The sequence below is a fragment of the Alteromonas sp. 009811495 genome, from assembly GCF_028865455.1.
Lineage (GTDB): Bacteria > Pseudomonadota > Gammaproteobacteria > Enterobacterales > Alteromonadaceae > Alteromonas.
In genome coordinates, this window is sequence record NZ_CP113972.1 from 2420297 (window position 1) to 2441303 (window position 21007).

The 21007-nt window shown below is 42.8% G+C and carries 14 protein-coding genes and 1 other RNA gene; 6 read left to right on the forward strand and 9 right to left on the reverse strand.

What is annotated here, in order from left to right; genetic code table 11:
- Positions 1 to 100: 100 nt before the first annotated feature.
- Both OZ660_RS11140 and ppsA read right to left on the reverse strand, forming a co-directional pair.
- On the reverse strand, positions 101 to 250 hold the full coding sequence (locus tag OZ660_RS11140) for a hypothetical protein (protein ID WP_274740941.1): 150 nt from the start codon (positions 248 to 250) through the stop codon (positions 101 to 103).
- A gap of 236 nt (positions 251 to 486) precedes the next feature.
- Complete coding sequence (ppsA, locus tag OZ660_RS11145; protein ID WP_274740942.1) at positions 487 to 2859, reverse strand: phosphoenolpyruvate synthase; 2373 nt, start codon at positions 2857 to 2859, stop codon at positions 487 to 489.
- Positions 2860 to 3131: 272 nt separating this feature from the next.
- Between ppsA and ppsR the strand changes: the two genes are divergently transcribed.
- Positions 3132 to 3944 carry a posphoenolpyruvate synthetase regulatory kinase/phosphorylase PpsR gene (gene ppsR / locus OZ660_RS11150; RefSeq protein ID WP_159625830.1) on the forward strand — a complete coding sequence of 271 codons (813 nt, stop codon included), beginning with the start codon at positions 3132 to 3134 and terminating at the stop codon, positions 3942 to 3944.
- A 65-nt stretch (positions 3945 to 4009) separates the two neighbouring features.
- On the opposite strand, the gene OZ660_RS11155 is transcribed toward ppsR, so the two are convergent.
- From OZ660_RS11155 to OZ660_RS11165, 3 genes are all read right to left on the reverse strand, one after another.
- On the reverse strand, positions 4010 to 4942 hold the full coding sequence (locus tag OZ660_RS11155) for a hypothetical protein (protein ID WP_274740943.1): 933 nt from the start codon (positions 4940 to 4942) through the stop codon (positions 4010 to 4012).
- Between the two features lie 108 nt (positions 4943 to 5050).
- Positions 5051 to 7021: a tetratricopeptide repeat-containing sulfotransferase family protein gene (locus OZ660_RS11160; RefSeq protein ID WP_274740944.1), complete on the reverse strand. Its 1971-nt coding sequence runs from the start codon at positions 7019 to 7021 to the stop codon at positions 5051 to 5053.
- Between the two features lie 108 nt (positions 7022 to 7129).
- Positions 7130 to 9832: a TonB-dependent receptor gene (locus OZ660_RS11165; RefSeq protein WP_274740945.1), complete on the reverse strand. Its 2703-nt coding sequence runs from the start codon at positions 9830 to 9832 to the stop codon at positions 7130 to 7132.
- Between the two features lie 321 nt (positions 9833 to 10153).
- Here OZ660_RS11165 and OZ660_RS11170 point away from each other — a divergent pair, with 321 nt between their 5' ends.
- On the forward strand, positions 10154 to 12124 hold the full coding sequence (locus tag OZ660_RS11170) for a BCCT family transporter (RefSeq protein WP_274740946.1): 1971 nt from the start codon (positions 10154 to 10156) through the stop codon (positions 12122 to 12124).
- A gap of 30 nt (positions 12125 to 12154) precedes the next feature.
- Entirely contained in the window at positions 12155 to 12634 is a 480-nt protein-coding gene (locus OZ660_RS11175) for a MarR family winged helix-turn-helix transcriptional regulator (RefSeq protein WP_159625839.1), read from the forward strand.
- Positions 12635 to 12749: 115 nt separating this feature from the next.
- Here OZ660_RS11175 and OZ660_RS11180 read toward each other — a convergent pair whose 3' ends face one another.
- Positions 12750 to 13097, reverse strand: coding sequence for an RnfH family protein (locus tag OZ660_RS11180; protein WP_274740947.1), 348 nt, complete (start codon positions 13095 to 13097; stop codon positions 12750 to 12752).
- On the reverse strand, positions 13094 to 13525 hold the full coding sequence (locus OZ660_RS11185) for a type II toxin-antitoxin system RatA family toxin (RefSeq protein ID WP_159625843.1): 432 nt from the start codon (positions 13523 to 13525) through the stop codon (positions 13094 to 13096). Before OZ660_RS11185 ends, OZ660_RS11180 begins: the two co-directional genes overlap by 4 nt.
- Positions 13526 to 13704: 179 nt before the next feature.
- On the opposite strand from OZ660_RS11185, the gene smpB reads away from it, so the two are divergent.
- Positions 13705 to 14184 carry an SsrA-binding protein SmpB gene (smpB, locus tag OZ660_RS11190; protein ID WP_274740948.1) on the forward strand — a complete coding sequence of 160 codons (480 nt, stop codon included), beginning with the start codon at positions 13705 to 13707 and terminating at the stop codon, positions 14182 to 14184.
- A 10-nt stretch (positions 14185 to 14194) separates the two neighbouring features.
- On the opposite strand, the gene OZ660_RS11195 is transcribed toward smpB, so the two are convergent.
- Entirely contained in the window at positions 14195 to 15418 is a 1224-nt protein-coding gene (locus OZ660_RS11195; protein ID WP_274740949.1) for an NADH:flavin oxidoreductase/NADH oxidase family protein, read from the reverse strand.
- Between the two features lie 130 nt (positions 15419 to 15548).
- Here OZ660_RS11195 and ssrA point away from each other — a divergent pair.
- Positions 15549 to 15908, forward strand: a transfer-messenger RNA (tmRNA) gene (ssrA, locus tag OZ660_RS11200).
- 41 nt (positions 15909 to 15949) lie between these two features.
- Here the strand turns inward: ssrA and OZ660_RS11205 are convergent.
- The gene (locus OZ660_RS11205; protein WP_274740950.1) at positions 15950 to 17092 is read right to left on the reverse strand and encodes a GGDEF domain-containing protein; all 1143 of its coding nucleotides are present in this window, start codon (positions 17090 to 17092) and stop codon (positions 15950 to 15952) included.
- A gap of 255 nt (positions 17093 to 17347) precedes the next feature.
- Between OZ660_RS11205 and OZ660_RS11210 the strand changes: the two genes are divergently transcribed.
- The gene (locus tag OZ660_RS11210; protein ID WP_274740951.1) at positions 17348 to 21007 is read left to right on the forward strand and encodes a CheR family methyltransferase; all 3660 of its coding nucleotides are present in this window, start codon (positions 17348 to 17350) and stop codon (positions 21005 to 21007) included.

Below are 21007 nucleotides of genomic sequence, written 5' to 3' on the forward strand. Positions count from 1 at the left end.
ATCTATAAACTAACACGACAATTTGAAAGTCACTTTGTAATATTACAAATTAAAAACGCCAATATTACTATTTACAAAAAGCGTCGCGCATTATGTTTTACTATTCGTAATTGCGTTCCATCCACATCAACTTCATTTTAAGATCAAGTATCTCTTTTTGCGCATCCGCCAGCTGCTCTGCCACAGAGCGCTGCTGAAGTGTATTTTCTTCGCTAGTATTTACCGAAACAGTATTATCGTTATGTGCCATAATAATTCAACCGTGCTAGTCGTGAGTAATGAAATCATTTTGTAACCTACCCTGTAATATTACACTTTTAATTACACAAAGTCATTTCATACGCTCAATAATCGCTATGTATTTGGCAAATATTGTAGACAATACACAGAGTTACTTTTTTACGGTTTAATCACATAACTGTTATAAACAAAAAAAGAGACCTTTTAGGTCTCTTTTTACCAATTAAGTGAAAAACAAACTATCAGTTAGCCGTGTTTCTCAGCAAGGTATAGCCAGGTTTCAACTACCGTGTCAGGGTTAAGCGACACTGAATCAATACCTTCAGCAACTAACCACGCTGCAAAGTCCTCGTGATCAGACGGGCCTTGTCCGCATATTCCTACGTACTTCCCTCGCTTCTTAGCGGCTTGAATAGCCATCGACAACAGCGCTTTTACTGCTTCATCGCGCTCGTCAAACAAGTGCGCAATTAGGCCACTGTCACGATCAAGACCTAGGGTAAGCTGAGTAAGGTCGTTCGAACCAATTGAGAAGCCATCGAAAATGTCGAGGAACTGATCGGCAAGCAATGCATTAGACGGTAGCTCACACATCATAATGATACGTAGACCGTTTTCACCTTTCTTAAGGCCCTGCTCTTCTAGCAACTCAATGACTTTACGGCCTTCTTCAAGGGTACGTACAAATGGGATCATGATTTCAACATTGGTTAAGCCCATTTTGTTTCGTACACGTTTAATAGCTTCACATTCAAGGGCAAAACAGTCACGGAAATCTTCAGAAATATAACGGCTAGCACCACGGAAACCTAACATTGGGTTTTCTTCATCAGGTTCATATTGATAGCCACCAACGAGGTTGAAGTACTCGTTAGATTTAAAGTCAGACATACGAACAATTACTTTCTCTGGAGAGAAAGCAGACCCAATTGTTGAAATGCCTTCGACTAATTTTTCAATATAAAACTCAGTTGGCGACTCGTAACCAGCAATCATATCGCTGATTTCTTCTTTCAACTCTTCAGGCTGACTATCAAAGTTAAGCAATGCTTTAGGGTGAACACCAATCATGCGGTTGATGATAAACTCAAGGCGGGCAAGACCCACACCAGCATTAGGCAGTCGAGCAAAGTCGAAAGCGCGATCTGGATTACCCACGTTCATCATTACTTTTAGTGGAAGATCAGGCATAGAATCAATACGCGACGTCACTACGTCAAATTCTAGCTCGTCACCGTAGATATAACCCGTGTCGCCTTCGGCACAAGAAACGGTAATCTTGTCGCCAGTCGCAATGCTGTCTGTTGCATTACCACAGCCAACCACTGCAGGAATACCCAGCTCGCGAGCAATAATCGCTGCGTGACAAGTACGACCGCCACGATTAGTTACAATCGCAGAAGCCTTTTTCATGATAGGCTCCCAATCAGGGTCAGTCATGTCTGTTACCAGTACATCCCCTGCTTGGATCTTGTCCATTTCTTCAATTGAGCCAAGTACTTTTGCAACTCCAGCACCAATCTTGTGACCAATTGCGCGACCTTCACACACAATGTTGCTCTGCCCCTTCAACTGGAAACGCTCGATGCTTTGCGAGTCTTCACGGCTGCGCACGGTCTCAGGACGTGCTTGCACGATATAAAGTTTACCGTCAGCGCCATCTTTCGCCCACTCAATGTCCATCGGACGCTTGTAGTGATTTTCGATAATTTGCGCTTGTTTTGCTAACTCCATTACCTCCTCGTCAGTTAACGAGAAAGTTTTGCTGTCAGCCACATCAATATCCACAATTGACACTTGCTTGCCATGTGACTCATCGTCTGAGTACACCATTTTAGTTAGCTTGCTGCCTAAGTTGCGGCGCACGATAGCCGGTAGGCCCTTGTCAAGCGTTGGCTTGTGTACATAGAATTCATCAGGGTTTACTGCCCCTTGAACAACCATTTCACCCAAACCGTACGAGCTGGTAATAAACACAACGTCTTCAAAACCTGACTCGGTGTCGATAGTGAACATAACACCTGAAGACGCGATGTCACTGCGTACCATGCGCTGAATACCTGCAGACAAGGCTACACCTTTGTGGTCATAACCTTGGTGTACACGATATGAAATGGCGCGGTCGTTAAATAATGAAGCGAATACGTGTTTAATGGCTATCAATACCGCATCGTAGCCTTTAACGTTAAGAAATGTTTCTTGTTGACCTGCAAACGAAGCATCAGGCATGTCTTCTGCTGTTGCCGATGAACGTACTGCAAAAGACGCTTCTTCACCTGCATCACCCTGTAAGGTAACAAACGCCTCTTTGATAGCGTCTTCTAGTTGCGGTTGAAAAGGCGTATCGATGATCCATTGACGAATATCCTTGCCCGCTTCGGCAAGTGCATTTACATCATCAACGTCCAAAAAATCTAATACGTCATGTATTTTAGCTTCTAGCCCACTTTGCTCTAAAAATTCGTTAAATGCTTCGGCGGTGGTAGCAAAACCACCTGGCACCTGCACACCGGCGTTAGCCAGGTTTGAAATCATCTCGCCTAATGATGCATTTTTGCCGCCTACGCGACCCACATCATGCATGCCCAGTTCTTGATACCAAAGTACGTATTCTTGCACAGCCCAAGCCTCCAGCTTTTTTTATGTGTAGGGTATGAGGTACGTTTCAGGTTTGTGCTAATTATTACCTGAAACACATCAAATTTATGTCGATTTGTGGACGTTACCACTTTCATTGTTGTCCATTACGTTTGACAGCTAAGTATAGCTAATTACTGCCAATCACAAGAACCGTATAGCTTTTCGACGAAATCATCTTAGAATGGGGAAATTCAGAAAGTAAACTCTTTATTACTTTTGTAATAAAATTACAACAATGTTAAGGATATGTTGTGCGTACAGCTTTTTATATTTCAGATGGTACAGCCATCACTGCAGAGGTGTTTGGCCACGCCCTGCTTTCCTTGTTCCCCGTTTCTTTCAATCACAACACAATTCCGTTTGTTGAAACTGAGGAACAAGCACACCGAGTTCTAGAGCAAATTTCTGAAAGTTTTCAAGACACAGGAGAGAGGCCGCTCGTTTTTTATACAATTGTGAATGTAGATATTCGCAAAATTATCTCTAAATCGGTCGGCATTAATTACAATTTTCTCGACCAATTCGTGGCACCACTTGAAAAAGTATTGGGTGTACCGTCTAAACCAGAAAAGCATCGCACACATAGTATCCATGAAACCACTTACGATATTCGTATCGAAGCGGTGAACTATGCACTTGCCAATGACGACGGTTCGAATTTAAAAGACTATGATGAAGCCGATATCATTCTTACGGGTGTGTCGCGCTCAGGTAAAACACCAACCAGTCTTTATCTTGCTCTTCAATACGGTATAAAAGCGGCCAATTACCCATTTACTGAAGAAGACATGGGTGACATGCTAAAACTTCCCCCAGCACTTCGACGTTACAAAAACAAATTGTTTGGCTTAACCATCGCCGCAGACCGGTTACACCAGATTCGCTCTGAACGTCGTGCTAATAGTAAATATGCGTCTTTACCTCAATGTAGAATGGAACTAAGAGAAGTAGAAAATCTTTATCGAAAAGAAAAGATACCTTTTTTAAACAGCACAAAATATTCAATTGAAGAAATATCAGCGAAGATCTTAGCTGAAACCGGTTTGAAACGTCGTAAATACTAATTATGTAACGCGTTGCTGTTTTGGTTCCAGAAACTGGCAACCAGAACAGCAATGTATTTAACGCGCTATTTACTTGTTCCTGAGTCTTGTTTTGCTTGTCTGACACTATCAGTTAGCGACCGCAAGCGCTTAAACTCGGCAGCGGGAAGTTGATTAATATCGGTTTTGTTCAACCAGCTAAAGGTTTGCTCTAAATCACCTTCTTTGAAGGCCACCTCGGCCAGTCGCAAATGAAGTAGATGAATTCTCACAGTATCAGATGCAATTTCAGCGCGTTCTAACCCGTTAAGAAAGGCTTCACGTGCCTTTTTGTAATTCCCACTGTTACGTAACGCAACACCGTAATTATTCAGCGCCACACCAATTTGCTGTTCATCATCAACTTGCTTTGCCCAATTGAGCGAGGCCAACCGATATTCTACATGCTTAATATGGTCATCAGTTCTATGCGCTATATGACCTAATTCTGCGTACACTTCTCGGTAGAACGCAGGGTCATCGTAATCCTGCTCTACCAATTGTTCGACGAAGTCTTCGGCAGGTTCAAGCTGATTAAGCGCAACTAAAAGGTTTAATACCTTAAGGGCCGTGTATTTCGTTGGCGACTTTGAATAGGCAGCGAGATACCCTTCAAAGGCAAGATTAAATGCCGTCTTTGCTTCTTCGGTACGTCCTTTGATAATCAGCCACTTTCCATGAAGCATGGCAATAAACGGCTGGTGCGCCGAAGGCACCGTTGGATTGTTAACCCAAGGACGAAGCGCAGCATATAAATCATCGACTCGATGAAATTCGAAAAGCCAAGTAAGTCGAACCGTTTCTAACTGCCACCACGCATCAGAGCCAACAGCAAGCTGACTTTGCTCTTCATCTAATAGCGTTAGGCAAGAGGTGGGATTTTGGTTGCACAATGTATCAAAATCAGTGCTATAAGCACGTGCTGATAACAATGTAAGAAAAAGCCAAATCCACGGCATTTTAAGCAAAGCGTATTGCATCTTTTTTGTAATTTTAAGCAATAATGACGGTTTGCGGTGGAGTATACCCTATTGCTAGCGTAAGTCGCTATTAGCCGAATAGTTAAATTAGCAACACGACAACAGATTTTACCGATGCTGAGCAACTATCGCTTTAAGCTCATCTAAGTGCGCTTCAAACGGTTTCCATTGGGCCATACCCGTTTTGTAAATAGGTTGCCTTACTTGTTCAGAGCTAGGCGTTTTTATTACACGCTTTGTTTGATGAAAATTAAGACACTGCGCTTCAAAGGGAAGTCCACAAAAGGCAAGTATTCGCCTGACTTGCCCTTCCAAGTCGTCTAATACATCTTCATGCTGCACAGTGAGAATTTCACCTGGCAACACACTGTGCCAATGCGACATTAATTCAACATAGGCGTTATAGTAGCGACCTATATCAGCTAGACCGTAACTGAACTCTTGCCCTTCACCAAATAATTGCTTGTAGCCGCTGAAGCAACAATCCAGCGGAGCTCGACGTGCATCTATAATCTTTGCGTTGGGTAATATCTTTTTAATTAAGCCGATGTGAATAAAATTATTAGGCATTTTATCGATAAAATACGGCGCACCTTGGCGGTAGGCCGCAGTTTGCGATAAGTATTGCTCACCAAGTGCCAATAATGCACTGTCGTCCAATTTGTCCACGTTAAATGGATAAGCCGTTTTTGCATGACTTAATGACGACGCTATCCCCAAAATATCGTGGAGCTCCATCGTGCCATCTACTTGTGAGTGTGATGCCAGTATTTGCTCAAGTAGCGTAGAACCCGCACGAGGTAAACCGACGATAAAAATAGGATCTGGTGCTTGGCACCCTTTCGCTCTGTCGAAGCTAGACTGTGTAAAAGCGGTTTGTTGTGCCTTTAATGCGGTTTCAGTGCGCGCGATATCAAATTTTAGGGTTTGTTTTTTTAATTTGTTGCCTTTTTGATAATACTTAAACGCTGTATCTGCTTCACCCTTATCTTCAAAGCCTTTTCCTAATGCAAAACAAAGGTGAATTATGTCTTCTAATTTTGTTGTGCTTAAGTCAGCATACTTCTGCATGGTAGCGAGCATGCTATCTTCGAATCGATGAGTTTTTGTATTAGCCAAACTCCAATAAGCATCACCAAAATCTGGCGAGAAATACGTCGCTTTTTTGTATGCCGAAACAGCATCATTAGTATCTCCCTTGGCTTTCAATGCGTGCCCCAAGGCAACCCAAATGGCGGGCCTATCTTCATTTTCTTCCAGCAAATCTTTGTAAATGCGAATAGCATCATCCAAATCACCAACGCCCACTAATGCATGTGCTAACCCTACCCTCACAGTAAAATTGTCAGGGTTATGACTAAGCCTTTGCTTTGCTACCTCAACAGCCCGAGGAAATTTGCCTAATTTGGCCAATAAGCTTTGATAGGAAGCAGCGGCGCGATCGTTATCTGGATAGAGTGCAACGCAACTTTCTAATAGAAATTCCGCGTCGCTATAAACTTTAAGTTGAACGCCAATTTCAGCCAACAGCATCATTCCTTCCGGATGATGTTTGTTGTTAGCAAGAAACTGCCGACAGATTTGCTCAGCTTTGTGCAAATGGCCCTCATGCATTAAATCTGTTGCACCTAATATGGGCTTCGGTAATGAGCGTAAAAAGGTTAATTGCTGCTGGCAAAGTGCAAGTGCTTGGTGTTGGTCATCTAGTTTGTACACGCGCTCTAATTGTTGCCAAGCACTCAATAACGCTGGATTGAAACGTGTAGCCTGATAAAAATTGTGCGCAGATTTTTGTTTATCGGTATCAGCGTAGCAATAACCTAACTCCTGATACCCACGGGCATAATCTGGGAACTGGCTAAGCAAAGCATTAAGCACGCCAATCGCTTGAACAGGATCACCTTTAAGTCGATAGGCAACCGCTTTTAAGTACTGCGCCTCCCGCCCTATTTCTGAATTCCCCTGCTGCTCATTAAGTGCGTCAATTATCTCGTTACATTGGCTAATAGCCGCTTGATGCTGCGATTGCATCAGTAACTGTTTTGCATTTTGAAGCTGCTGTTGTACTTGTGAATTCATCTATTAATTACTTGTTACTACATAAGGCATAAAAAACGGCAAACCCTGCGAGTTCGCCGTTTTCTTAACTAAACAATAAGCTCGGAAAAACCGAGAAGCCGTCTAGTGTTAATAATAGTCGTATGAGAAACGGAAGCCGATTGTACGAGGCCTGTTTGTCACAACTTTAGGCGTAAACTGCTGTGTATCAATGTTAAGCGTTGCGCGCTCATCAAATACGTTATCAATATACAGCTCAGCTTTCCACACATCGTTAGTCACACCCACCGCTAAATTAGCCAATACGTAAGACTCTTGTACGTAACGACCACCACGGAATGTATCACCATTCGAATCGGTATATGTCACACCTTCATACACGGCGGCCTCTTGCTCAATTTTCAAACCTGAGCCCGTACCGTAAATAAGCTGTGTGGCATCTTCCATCACGTAGGCATCCATGATCATACCTGCAAATCGGTCACCTGTGTAACTTACTGAGCCGTTCACATAACCGCGCTTATCACCTTCAAGCTCGAAGAAATAACGTGCGTTAACATTACCTGAAAACTCAGCAGAATAAGGAAGCTCAGAGCCAACACCTGCCGCAATACCTTCTAGTTCTGAATTAATTCGCGTTAGTTCAGTATCTAAAACACTAAAGGCAGCGTTGATGACAAGATCGTCAGTTGCTAGCCATGTTAGGTCTGCATCAACACCTTTTATTTCTGCGTCACCAACGTTATCAGTGAACACCAAGAATGAGATATTCGTTGGGTCAAATCGCGATGTTTGTAACTCTTCTATTTCAGAATAATAGGCGGTTGCATTAACGCGCACCTGACCATCAAAGAAATCCCCCTTCAAGCCGAACTCGTAGTTATCCAACGTATCTGTCGTTGAGTACACTGGAATACGGAAGTTTTCAAATTTACCTGATTGGTTAGTCGCCAAGCCACCACCTACACGGTTAGTAACCGGCGGACGGAAACCTTCGGAATAATTCGCAAACAGCAATACATCGTCGGTAACTTTCCAATCAATTGAGAATTTGAAAATGGTATCGTCTACGGTTAACACGCCATTGTCGTCTAGCAAGTCGACTTCAAGCTGACCGCTTTGAATGGCAGCAGCAACCGCATCGGGATCTAGACCTACAGCAGCAAGTTCGTCAGGATCCTGGGTACCGAATGCGCGAATACGCCTTGTAACATCTACCGTCGATGTTGAACCAACGTAAATATCGTCAATTTCATACCAACGAGCACCAATGCTAGCTGTTAGCGTGTCGGTAATGTCGTATTCGAATTGCCCGAATACTGCAATCTGTTCGATGGTGTGGGTAATATCGTTAATAAAACTCACTTCTGATGGGAATGGCCCACCGTCACTGTTTATACCTTCGTTACCCACAAGCGTACGCTGAAGATTATCAAATCCAAACGTTGTCATTTCGGTGTTAGCGATTTTGAACTGACCTACTGTAGACACCTCTTGCTCGTCGTAAAACAATCCTGCAGTAACTCGCCACGGTGTATCCATAGTTGTGTTGAATCGTATCTCGTGAGTATTACGGGTGGTTGAGGTATCTTCTTTGTAATATTTAGTAGGATCTAGACAGCGTTCATCGGCTGCATTATCTGGTGTGTCGTAGTGGTTACACACGTAATACGCTGAAAACAAGCCACCGTTCGTATACCCGGTATAATCGGCCAGAGTATCAATCTCGCGGTCTAGGTAACCGCCGGTGTAAACAACATCGAGCTTTTCAAGACGCCCTTCAATAGTCCAAGTTGTCAGACCGAATTCGTCTTTGTTTTCTTCTTGTTGAAAACGCAGTGCTGAACTTTCACCGTCTAAGGTAGGGTCATAAGCAAAAACACCTTCTGTGTCTAGCGTTTGCTGAGTATGCTGTACAAGTAATTCCCAATCGTCATTAATCAAATAAGACAAGCCAAAACGGGCACCCGTGTATGTAGCATCGTTAAAATCTTCTTCAACCAACGCATCATTTTGAGGTGAAACCACCGCCGCATCTGTATTAGAAGATATATTCGGGTTTGTGATGCGATTTGCGTCCATCGCGACAGGATCGGCAAGTGGGCCTCCTGATATCCTGTCAATAACAACCGCACTACCGATATAGCCACCTTCGCCAGGTACATTCATGACGTTGTCTATCCAGCCGCCTTGCTTATCATTGTATGCTGCAACGCGCACTGCAAGGCTGTCTGAAAGCGGCATATTGAAATAGGCTTCTACCGCATTACTCATCTCACCATCTTTAGTGAAGCCAATATTGGTATCGAATCCAGCAGCAAAACTAAGGTGCTCTGGTTTATTGGTAATTAAACGAATGGTACCCGCCTGAGAACTTGCACCAAACAACGTACCTTGTGGTCCAGGTAGTACTTCCACGCGTTGAACATCTGTGGCGTATACATCTAAGTTACGCCCCGCCATAGATACTGGCATCTCATCTAAATAAAAGGCAACAGATGGCTGCAGTGCTTGAACTGACGAAAGCATGATGTTCGATTGCGTTGTCGCAGCACCGCGAATATAAATTTCGTTTTGGCCAGGACCAGTACCTTGGAATACTACATTTGGAAGGAATTCTACATAGTCTTGGAAGTTATCAATACCAAGGTTTTCAAGTGCTTTACCATTTAGCGCCGTTACGGCAACAGGTACATCTTGAATTGATTCAGCACGTTTGGTGGCAGTAACTTCGATATTTTCAAATTTCGCGGGAGTGTCGTTTTCCTGCGCGATCAAAGAAGAAGACGCCAATGCAGCGACAATCGCACAGCTAAGCTGAGTTTTTCGCATTTTGTGTGTTTCCTTTATTTGGTTTTTTATTCTTTGGACAGTATTTACTCAATATACATATCAAAAGGATCATATATAACGATACACCATGAATAAATAATTTCTACTCTAACGATTAACTATTAAACAAAAGAATTAAAACAAACTGACAACACCAATAGAATCAACACAATTGAGACTTCAAAAATATATAAACCACCCCAAACTCACAACAACCACAAACATTTCTAATTATTTCAGCTGATGTTTATAAAAAATGCTCCATAAGGTATATTTCTACGTATCAAAACCTGTTCAATTTAGTGAAAGGAAGTCAACTGCGTGAGTGAAAGTCAAAATTCGTCACCTTTGAATAAACCGGTGTTTTACACATCATCAGCTTTAATTCTGTGCTTACTTATTTTCGCGGCCGGTGTTCCCGAAACCGCTGATGCTATTTTTCAGAAGCTCCAAAGCGCAATCGTAACCAACGGCAGTTGGTTCTACGTGTTTACCGTTGCTGTTATTGTTGTCTTTGTGGTGTTTTTAGGCATGTCTCGCTATGGCGAGATAAAGCTTGGGCCGGACCACGCATCGCCTGAATTTACCTTTACCACGTGGCTTAGCATGCTATTTGCGGCAGGTATGGGTATTGGGCTTATGTTTTTTGGTGTTGCTGAACCACTGATGCACTTTTTAGCACCACCCACTGCACAGGCTGAAAGCATCGACGCGGTTCGCGAAGCAATGAAAACCACGTTTTTCCACTGGGGCGTTCACGCTTGGGCAATTTACGCAGTAGTGGCACTTATTCTTGGCTACTTTGCTTATAGACAAAATCTTCCATTAACCTTGCGCTCAGCTCTATACCCACTTATTGGTGACAAGATTTATGGGTGGCCTGGGCACGTAGTCGATATTTTTGCGGTAACGTCTACCGTTTTTGGCGTGTCTACCTCATTGGGATTTGGTGCTTCGCAGGTAAACGCTGGTTTTAATTACTTATTCAGTCTACCGTCAAACACCGGTGTACAAATTGCCATTATGGCTGGTGTGGTAGGTCTAGCCGTGATATCGGTCACTACTGGGCTAGAAAAAGGCATTCGACGTTTATCTGAAACCAATATGATACTGGCAGTACTATTACTACTTATTGTGCTAGTACTTGGCCCTACCGTTTTCTTGCTTCAAGCATTTATGCAAAATACAGGCGCTTATTTGTCTGATTTAGTGCGCAACACGTTCAACCTTTTTGCCTATGAAAAAACCGACTGGATTGGTGGGTGGACAATTTTCTACTGGGGCTGGTGGCTAGCGTGGGCACCTTTTGTCGGCCTTTTCATCGCTCGTATATCATATGGGCGAACAATTCGTGAATTCGTACTAGGCGTGCTGCTTATTCCTTCAGCGTTTACACTTTTCTGGATGACGGTATTCGGAAATGGTGCGATTGACCAAGTATTAGTGCAAGGAAAAGATGTACTTGCCAATATGGTGAATGAAGACACCTCCGTAGCGCTATTTGTTTTCTTAGAGCAATTTCCCTTTTCTTCAGTACTGAGTTTTATTGCTGTGCTGATGGTTATCGTATTTTTTGTGACTTCTTGTGATTCAGGTGCCATGGTGGTAGATATGCTGTGTTCACACGGTAATAATGATACGCCGCTTTGGCAACGGGTATATTGGGCAGTGGGTGTCGGCGTTGTAAGTTCAGTTCTGCTTTATGCAGGGGGGCTTGGCGCACTTCAAACCATGACAATTGCTGCTGCGCTGCCTTTTGCAATTGTGTTACTTATTGCAATATCGGGCCTGCTAAAGGCATTGCGTGTAGAAGCATACAAACGCGAGAGCCTTCAAGTGCTTGCTGGCACGCCTCAGCACAACGACTCTGACAAAAATTGGAAAGAACGCCTTGAGAACATAGTGACCTTTCCCGATGAGAACGCCGTTAAGCGATACATTGGCAAAGTGGTAAAAGCTGCAGTAACCGAAGTGGGTGAAGAGTTCAAAGCACAACAGTTTGATGTTGACATTAATGAAGAAAATGAAGCATTAATACTTACGGTGGGCATGGGGAACGATCCTGATTTTGTATATGCAGTGTACCCGATGCCAACGGAACAACCAGAATTTGGCCCAAGTGAAACACAAGCACTGGACGAAAACGAAAAGGCCACGTACTATCGCGCCGAAGTGCACCTCAGTGAAGGTGGTCAAAACTATGATATTATGGGCTGGTCTAAAATTTCGGTGATTAATGACGTGATAGATCACTATCACAAACACCAACATTTTATTCATTTGCTTAAATAGCGTACGCGTTACGCGTTTGTTGGAATAAGAATGCGAAAAGAAGAAGAACTATTAGTGGCATTGCGACGCGTTATTCGCGCCGTAGACCTACGCAGCAAGCAACTTAGCAAACATGTGGGCCTCACTGGCCCGCAATTGTTGGTTATGCAAAATATTGAAGAGCGCCCGGGTATAATGGTGCGAGAAATCGCAGAGAACATTAATTTGAGCCCCGCTACCGTCACCAATATTCTTGACCGTCTTGAATCTCGCGACCTAGCGACGCGAATTCGAAGTACTCAAGACAAGCGTAAAGTAGGTGTATTTCTTACTGAACGCGGCAAAGAAGCAGTGGTTGATGCTCCTAGACCTTTACAAGAGCATTTTGTTGAGCGCTTTTCTCAACTAAAGGAATGGGAACAAAGTCAAATGGTTGCTACAGTGCAACGTATCGCTAGTATGATGGATGCTGAAGATATCGACGCTTCACCCTTTTTAGAGTTAGGTAGTATCTCTGACAAAAACATATAAAGTTGTTTTGGGTTGTGTTGAAAGCCTGTACAAACCTTTAAATAAAAAACGGCCATTTCACAGGCCGTTTTTTATTGTTAATGCGAGTTTCTATTTTCTAAATACGCTTGTGTAGTCACTCTTTCGCTTTCAACGGATTTGGCTTACCACCCGTTATCTTATCGGCCCGACCTTCTTCTTTGGCTTTTTCCGCTCGACGTTTTCTAATTTCTTTCGGATCGGCAATAAGTGGACGATAAATTTCTATACGATCACCATCGTTAAGCGTATCGCGCAATTTAACCACACGACTCCATATACCCACTTTGGTTGAATTCAAATCTATGTCGGGAAATTGCTCTAAAATATTAGATGCCTTAATTGCATCTTCAACCGTCGTCCCTTCTTTTATCGCAATATCAACGATGGTTTGCTTGGTGGGTAGTGCATAGGCAACTTCAATATTAATGAGTTTTCCACTCATGCGTATACACTCCTGGCTCGCTCTGTAAACGCTGCTACCATGCTGCTTGCCAAACTATTAAATACTTTCCCAAATGCCATTTCAGCTAGCTTGTTAGTAAACTCAAATTCTAAATTAAGCTCAATCTTACACGCATCTTCAGACAACGCCGAAAATGTCCACCCGCCAGTTAAAGAGCGAAATGGGCCATCGACTAATTGCATATCAATACGCTGACCGGGGATCAGCGCATTGTGCGTTGTAAACCACTGCTTGATACCCGCTTTCGCTACCAGCAATGACGCTTTCATGCTTTGCGCTGAAGAATCAAGAATTTTACTGTCGGTACAGCCAGGTAAAAACTCTGGATAAGATGCAACATCGTTGACTAAGTTAAACATGGCTTCTGCACTGTGAGCGACAAGCGCACTTCGATGAATACTTGGCATTTATTCCACTATAACAATTACTCTTACTGTGCATTGTAACACAGAAAATTTAGCTCGCTTCTATTCGCTTTTTCTAATTCGCCCACATATTAGTGCTATTAACAAAAAGCACCGACGAAGTGCGAAATTGTGCGATGCGCATAAAGACATTTCTCCACACTATCAGTATAATAGCGAGTATGAAAAAGAATAAAGCAAACAAAAACACCTCGGGAAATATCGCGCAAAACAAAAAAGCGCGTCACGACTATTTCTTAGAAGACAAGTTCGAAGCGGGCCTTGAGCTTCAGGGGTGGGAAATTAAAAGTATTCGCGCTGGTAAAGTAAACATTACCGATGCGTACATTATTATTCAAAATGCCGAAGCGTATTTGGTAGGTTGTCGCATAAGCCCGCTGAATCAAGCATCTACGCATGTTATTGCTGCGCCTGAACGTGCGCGTAAATTGTTACTAAATAAACGCGAAATAGACAGGCTAATGGGTGCAAGAGACCGTCAAGGTTACTCTATTGTGGCTACGTCGATGTATTGGAAAAAATGCTGGGTAAAACTTGAAATTCACTTAGCTAAGGGTAAACACGCCCACGATAAGCGTGATTCCTTGAAAGACAAAGATTGGCAGCGCCAGAAAGAAAGAATGATGAAACACAGCGTGTAGCGCTGTGTTTTTAACCCACATCCCGCTTTGTCATTTTACTGCGGTGCATCATATCTAAAAGTAGACTCCACAATGGCGACGGATTACGCAGCGTCGTTAAATTATTGCCCAATCGGCGTAGTTGCCTTCTAACCATTGCCATATTGGCCAGACTCGCCAACGATTTATCTTTCCAAGTACAATGCGGGATAATACCTGAGTAAGTCCATTCTTGTTGCCATTTCTTCGCGAGATCTGGAGTAACCGCCAGTGCACTAGCAAGTCCCACTAGAACGCAGCCTTGTTTAATAACCCGTTCTGCCACTTCTGCACGCTTTATGCCACCGGTTGTCATCAGTGGAATGTCGGTTTTACTTTCAAGTACATTAGCAAACTCAAGAAAATAAGCCTCACGCGCAAGCGTAGTGTTATCACGTGTTTGCCCTTGCATAGCGGGCGCTTCATAACTACCGCCTGACAGTTCAACCACATCCACACCCAGTGCTTCCAGCCTATTGACCACTTCACACGCATCATCAAATGAAAAGCCATTCTTTTGAAAATCTGCTGAGTTTAGCTTCACCATAACAATAAAGTCTTTGGCACAAACTGCTCGTATTTGGCTGACGATATTGATTAACAAACGTGCGCGATTAATTATAGAGCCGCCCCACTCGTCTTGACGTTGGTTAGTTAACGGCGATAGAAACTGAGTAAGCAAATAACCGTGAGCCGCGTGAACTTCCACGCCATCAAACCCTGCCAACTCTGCTTGCTTGGCGGTTTCTACAAAGCGCTTGCATACATCGTGGATGTCCTGACACGTCATTTCTCTTGGTTGAGCAAACAGCTTTGAGTGCCTCCCCATATCTAAAGGCACTGCTGAAGGAGCAATCGCTTTGCCCTGCATGGCTTTAAACACCTGCCTTCCCGGGTGGTTTATTTGCAAAATTCCAAGCGCACCATTTGATTTGATGATTTTCGCCCATTTTTTAAAAGGAGCTAAGTCTGTGCCCTTTTCAAGTGCCACGCCACCGGGCCCTGTCATGGCGCCTTTATCAACCATTACGTTACCTGTAATGATCATGCCCAAGTTACCATGTGCCCAATACCGGTATAGAGAATACAGTGACTCGCCTGGAACGTTCCCAAGACTAGACATATTTTCTTCCATAGCAGCTTTCACTAAGCGATTACGCACAGTTACGCCACACGGCAAGGTATAAGGAGAATACAAAATGGAATCTGAAGACATTTACACAACAAGCCTATTCATGATGGCGTGTACTTTAATCGTTATTGCGCATAAATGCATCTTTTGAAAGCAAAATATAAAAGAAACGTTTAACAAATAAAGAGTTGTGGTATAATCCGCTCTCACACTCGGGGCTGATTAGGATTCGACAGGATCTAGGAAGCCGGAGGTGCATGCAGAGGTGCGGTTTGCCTCTTTAAAAAGCCGCATTTAAATAGTCGCAAACGACGAAACTTACGCACTAGCCGCTTAATAACCGGTATAGGCCCTTCCACCCTAGTCTTCTCCTGCTAGCGGGGATTCGGAAGGTCATCCAAGTAGGATAGCGAGGGAACCTTGTCTGAGGGTGAACCGCGAAACAGTATCAGGCCAGCTGCAAGGAAATCCTGTTTGTCGGAGTTCCAAGCAGTTAAATAAATGACAAACTAAGCATGTAGTACCAAAGGTAGACATTTTCTGGACGCGGGTTCAAATCCCGCCAGCTCCACCAATTCCTTAAGAACCCCGTACCGCAAGGTATGGGGTTTTTCTTTATGCCACCACTTGAAGCCTAGGGGATATCTGGTTTCTCCCGCGGGCCTTAGCGTTGTACAACTCAGTGTCTGCGCGGTTAAATAAGGTATGCCATGTTTCCTCTACATTACTTGAAAACGTCATACCTATACTAATAGTTACCGTTATAATTTCGTTATCTGCTGCTATTTCCAGCGCTTCAACCTTTCTCCGTAACACATCGGCCAGCTTAAATGTTTCGAGCTTCGATACATTTGAAACCAATATGGCGAACTCCTCCCCCCCTAGCCGACCAATAATATGCGTGTCTTCCACTTCATTTCTTAATTCAGTAGCAATAACCTTCAGCACCCTATCACCTGTAGGATGACCGTATTTGTCATTAATTGTTTTGAAGTGGTCAACATCAATGACCATAAGCGTACAGGGGCTTTCATCTCGCTGTGCTAGTGGTTCAAGTGCTTGCCTAATGAATGCTCGTCTACCATATAGGCCTGTCAAACCGTCGTAGTTGGCTAAGTTCTGCCACTTTTCTTTTTGTTGCAACACAACAATAAACGGCAGAAGCACTGACGTTATAATGCAAAGCGCAACGTGCGCTGCAATACCAACCCCGGTAATTTCATGAAGAGTACTTTCTATAACGACCCTTTCACCAAAAGCAAGCAATCCAGATTGACATACCATGACGATGGCGTGAACTAGCAGTAGCGCTTTAAAAAACCTGCGAACCGAGTGTAATGTCTGTCCTTGCTGCACGCTAAAGCTAACTGATGACAATAGAAACATTGTAGAAATAGCGAAAGACGCTACCGCCTGATGGTGTCGAGAAAAAAGTATCGCCAGCACAATGGCGACTGTGCCTACACCCAGTGCATAACGACTCATTACCTTCAATCGCGCAGCAATGGCACTATCATTAAGTAAAAGAAAACCGTCTAGCAGTAGAAAGCTGGCAACGAAATAAAACAGGCTCGCTATATCAGATAATAGGCCTGTTACATTAAAGGCCATTCCCAAGCTGTATATGAAGCAGGATGCCGCCCAAAGAGAAAATACACGGCTTTCAATTTGACTCTTGGCAAGTGCAAAAAAATAACAACCTACTGCAATGTTTACCGTCAAAGACGCAAACACTAAAAACATCATTAAAGAAATCACGGGTGATCCGTCACAACGGTAAAAGTATTATTCTCGCACATAACCATTACCTATACGTAGTGGTTGCGTATAGATTTGAGCATTTATGTTTAGTCTACTATACCCTTCAGTAAAACTATCCCAGAAAACTGTCAGCTGTGCTTAGTTCTTTTAAGTGGGATGGCAAAGAGTTTTAGTGTTGAATCATCAATAGCTTTCGTTGTGTGCTCACGTTACTATGGTACTTTAGATATTTGAAAATATTGAGATAGTTAGATGGACATGCCAGTAACTGAACAGCCATATTTTTGGGTTGGCGTGGGAGCGTCAGCAGGAGGCTTAGACGCAATCCAATCGTTATGCAAAGAATTGCCTAGTGACGCAAATATGATTTATATCATTGCTTTGCATCTATCCCCTAAGCACGAGAGTAAGCTAACAGAACTCATTCAGCGGGTCACATCCTTAAAAGTTCAAACTATTATGGATGGTGTTGAAGCGCAACCTAATGTTATCTATATAACGCCTCCTAACAACGATGTATTTGTTGTAAACAACACTATTCATTTGGCAGTGCCAGAGTCTAAGGCTCTCGCCAAACCTTCCGTTAATACGCTTTTTAAATCACTTGCAGAGCAAAAAGGCGAAAGATCTATTGGCGTAGTATTATCAGGAACTGGTTCCGATGGCGCGCACGGCGTTAAAGTGATAAGGGCCTCTGGCGGTTGTACATATGCTCAAGAGCCTAAATCAGCAGGCTACGATGGTATGCCAAATGCAGCGATTGATACTGATTGTATAGACTTTGTACTTGAAGCTGAAGATATTGGTAAACACTTGAACGATTTAAGTTCGAAATTGCCAAAAGCATTACGTGCTAAGCTAGATGCAAGTGAGGTTAAAGACCGGTTTGCAGAGCTTATCAATATTGTGAGAAAGCAGTGCGGCGTGTCGTTTAAACAATACAAAAAAGCAACACTTCAACGCCGTATTGAGCGACGCATGCTTGCACGCCGTTTGAGTGACTTCAATTCTTACGTTGATCTGTTAAGGCGGGAACCTGACGAAGTCGATTTGCTTTACAAAGACATCCTTATATCGGTAACTAATTTTTTCCGCGACCCATCCACATTTAAACAACTAGCGCCGGTTTTAACTGACATCGTTTCAAATAAAAACGAAGGAGACCCACTTCGTCTATGGGTTGTTGGGTGTGCTACTGGTGAAGAAGCATATAGCTTAGCAATAATGCTTGCAGAAGCGGTTGGCGGGTTGGATGAACTTGCATCTGGCGACCATCAAATATTTGCCACAGATGTTGACGCGAATGCACTTACCATCGCCAGACGTGGGATTTATAGCGAAGCGTCGATGGCTGACGTTCCCCCTGCATTTAGGGAAAAATATTTTAAAAAGAAAAGTAATGGCTTTGAGGTAATCGACGAACTTAAGCGTGTGATCCTATTCTCAGGGCACAACATCGTAGACGATCCCCCTTTCTTACGAATAGATTTAATTACGTGCCGTAACTTGCTAATTTATTTTGAGCAGGAACTACAAAAGAAAGTTTATCGTATTTTCCATTACTCATTGCGCGAGCGCGGCTATATGTTCTTGGGTAAATCTGAAAGTACGTCTCAAGTGACGGATATATTCAGAACCATTCACGCACAAGAACGCATTTTCCAAAAGCGCAGTGTAACGGCTTTTAATCCGCAACGTTTTTACTTAAGTGGAAAGACTTCAGGTAACGTAATAAATGATGCTCGACCTCCTGTGGAAGCCTCGTCAGCGCCAAATTTGCCCGAAGCGCTTATCGAGCAACTAGGTGATGCCTGTATCTTAGTAAATGATAATCTTGATATAGAACATACCTACGGAAAAAGTTCAACGTATGTAAAGTTCTCCAAGGGTAAGCCTTCTTTAAATCTTAGCGAAACAATCATTGAAGTATTCAGGCACGAAATACGCCCTCTTGTTTACAAAGCGACGCGAACAAAAGCATTGTCCGAAGGGCAAGCTCGTAGGTTAATCGTTGAAGGTAAAGCATTTCAGGTCAAAATGTCTGTGTACCCCGTATCGGTCGAGGAAGCGTCAGAAACATTTTTGTTAGTATGCTTTAACCGAGTTGGCGAATTAACCAATGCCGAACAGACTCCTGCCGACGTAAATTCACAACGCATAAAAGAGTTAGAAGATGAACTCTCTATGGCGAGAGAGCATATTCAAACCGTTATTGAAGAACTAGAAACATCAAACGAAGAACTTCAATCAATGAACGAAGAGCTTCAATCCTCCAATGAAGAATTGCAGTCTTCAAATGAAGAGCTTGAAACCACAAACGAAGAACTTCAGTCGACCAATGAAGAGTTGGTCACAATGAATGATCAACTTAACGAAAAAACCACTGCTCTCGAACACGTTTCAAATCAGCTTGTGAACTTAAAGAATTCACTTCAGTTCCCCTTAGTCTATATCGACAACAATCTTAATGCGGTAAGGGCAAACATTGCAGCCAGGACGTTTTTTTCGCTACAAGATAATTTGGGAAATTTTAAAACTCGCCTGCAGAGCGTATTTAAGTCTGACGACATTGTCGAGCTGGTTGAAAAAGTTATTAGAACTGAAAAAGAGGAAGTTGCTCACGTTGTCGGCGATGACAAACACTTTGACGTGCATGTTGTTCCCTTTATCTCAACAAACCAAAGTGTCGAAGGCGCCATTTTAAGCTTTATTGATAACACAAATATAATGCTGCAAAAAAAAGAGCTGGAAGAAAAGCGCCAACTAGCTTATCAAGCGAGCCAAGCAAAAACAGAGTTTTTGGCTAATGTAAGCCACGAAATACGAACACCGCTTAATGCGATTGTCGGCGTGAACGAAGTTTTTCGGTTGAGTGTTTCTGATGATAGTAAGCGAGAGCGCTTACTTCATATATTAAACAATGCAACGGGCAAACTAAAAGCGTTGCTCAATGACTTATTAGATTTCGCAAAACTCGAAACCGGACAACTTACGCTTGAGTACACCGAGTTCTCAATTCAAGAAATAATACGCGATTTAATTGACCTCTATTCTGTAGAAAAAAATAAAAAAGATGTAGCTATATCAGCATCGCTTGACAAAAACCTACCAGAACAGCTCATCGGTGATCCATTGCGTGTCCAACAAATAGTTACCAACCTACTTTCTAACGCGATTAAGTTTACAGACTCAGGTTCGGTAAAAGTGAGAGCGCACGGGAATTGGAAACAAACGATCTACTATTTGGTGATTGAAGTAGAGGACACTGGTATTGGTATGTCACAAGAAAGTGTGAATCTGATATTTGATAAATTTACTCAGGCTAACTCAAGTATTGCTCGCCGGTTCGGTGGCTCAGGGCTGGGTTTATCAATTATAAAAGAGTTAATTAAACTGATAGGCGGTACAATAGAAGTAACCAGTGAAGAAAATAAAGGTTCTTTGTTCAAGGTTACCTTACCTCTTCGTGCTCCAAAATACATAAGTGAACCATTGGAGTATGAACATAACGAAACATACACTTTGGAAAACCTAGACAATGAAAACATTCTCATTGTTGAAGACAACGAAACCAATATTTTCATACTTTCATCTTATCTATCAGAGTTTTCGATACCACATGACGTTGCAGAAAGTGGAAAGCAAGCACTAGAGATGTTAGAAAAAAATCAATACACCCTTATTCTGCTAGATTTGCAAATGGATGATATTGATGGTTTTGAATTTTATGATCGGTTTAAGCAAATTCAAGCGAAAGGAAGCCATAAAGCGACTGAGGTAATTGCTGTTTCGGCTCATGTCCATAACGATATTATTACTCGGTGCAAAGAAGCGGGCATGATCGATTTTTTGCCAAAACCTGTAGAAATTAAATCGTTATTTCAGTTATTGAAAAAATACATAGGAAGATAA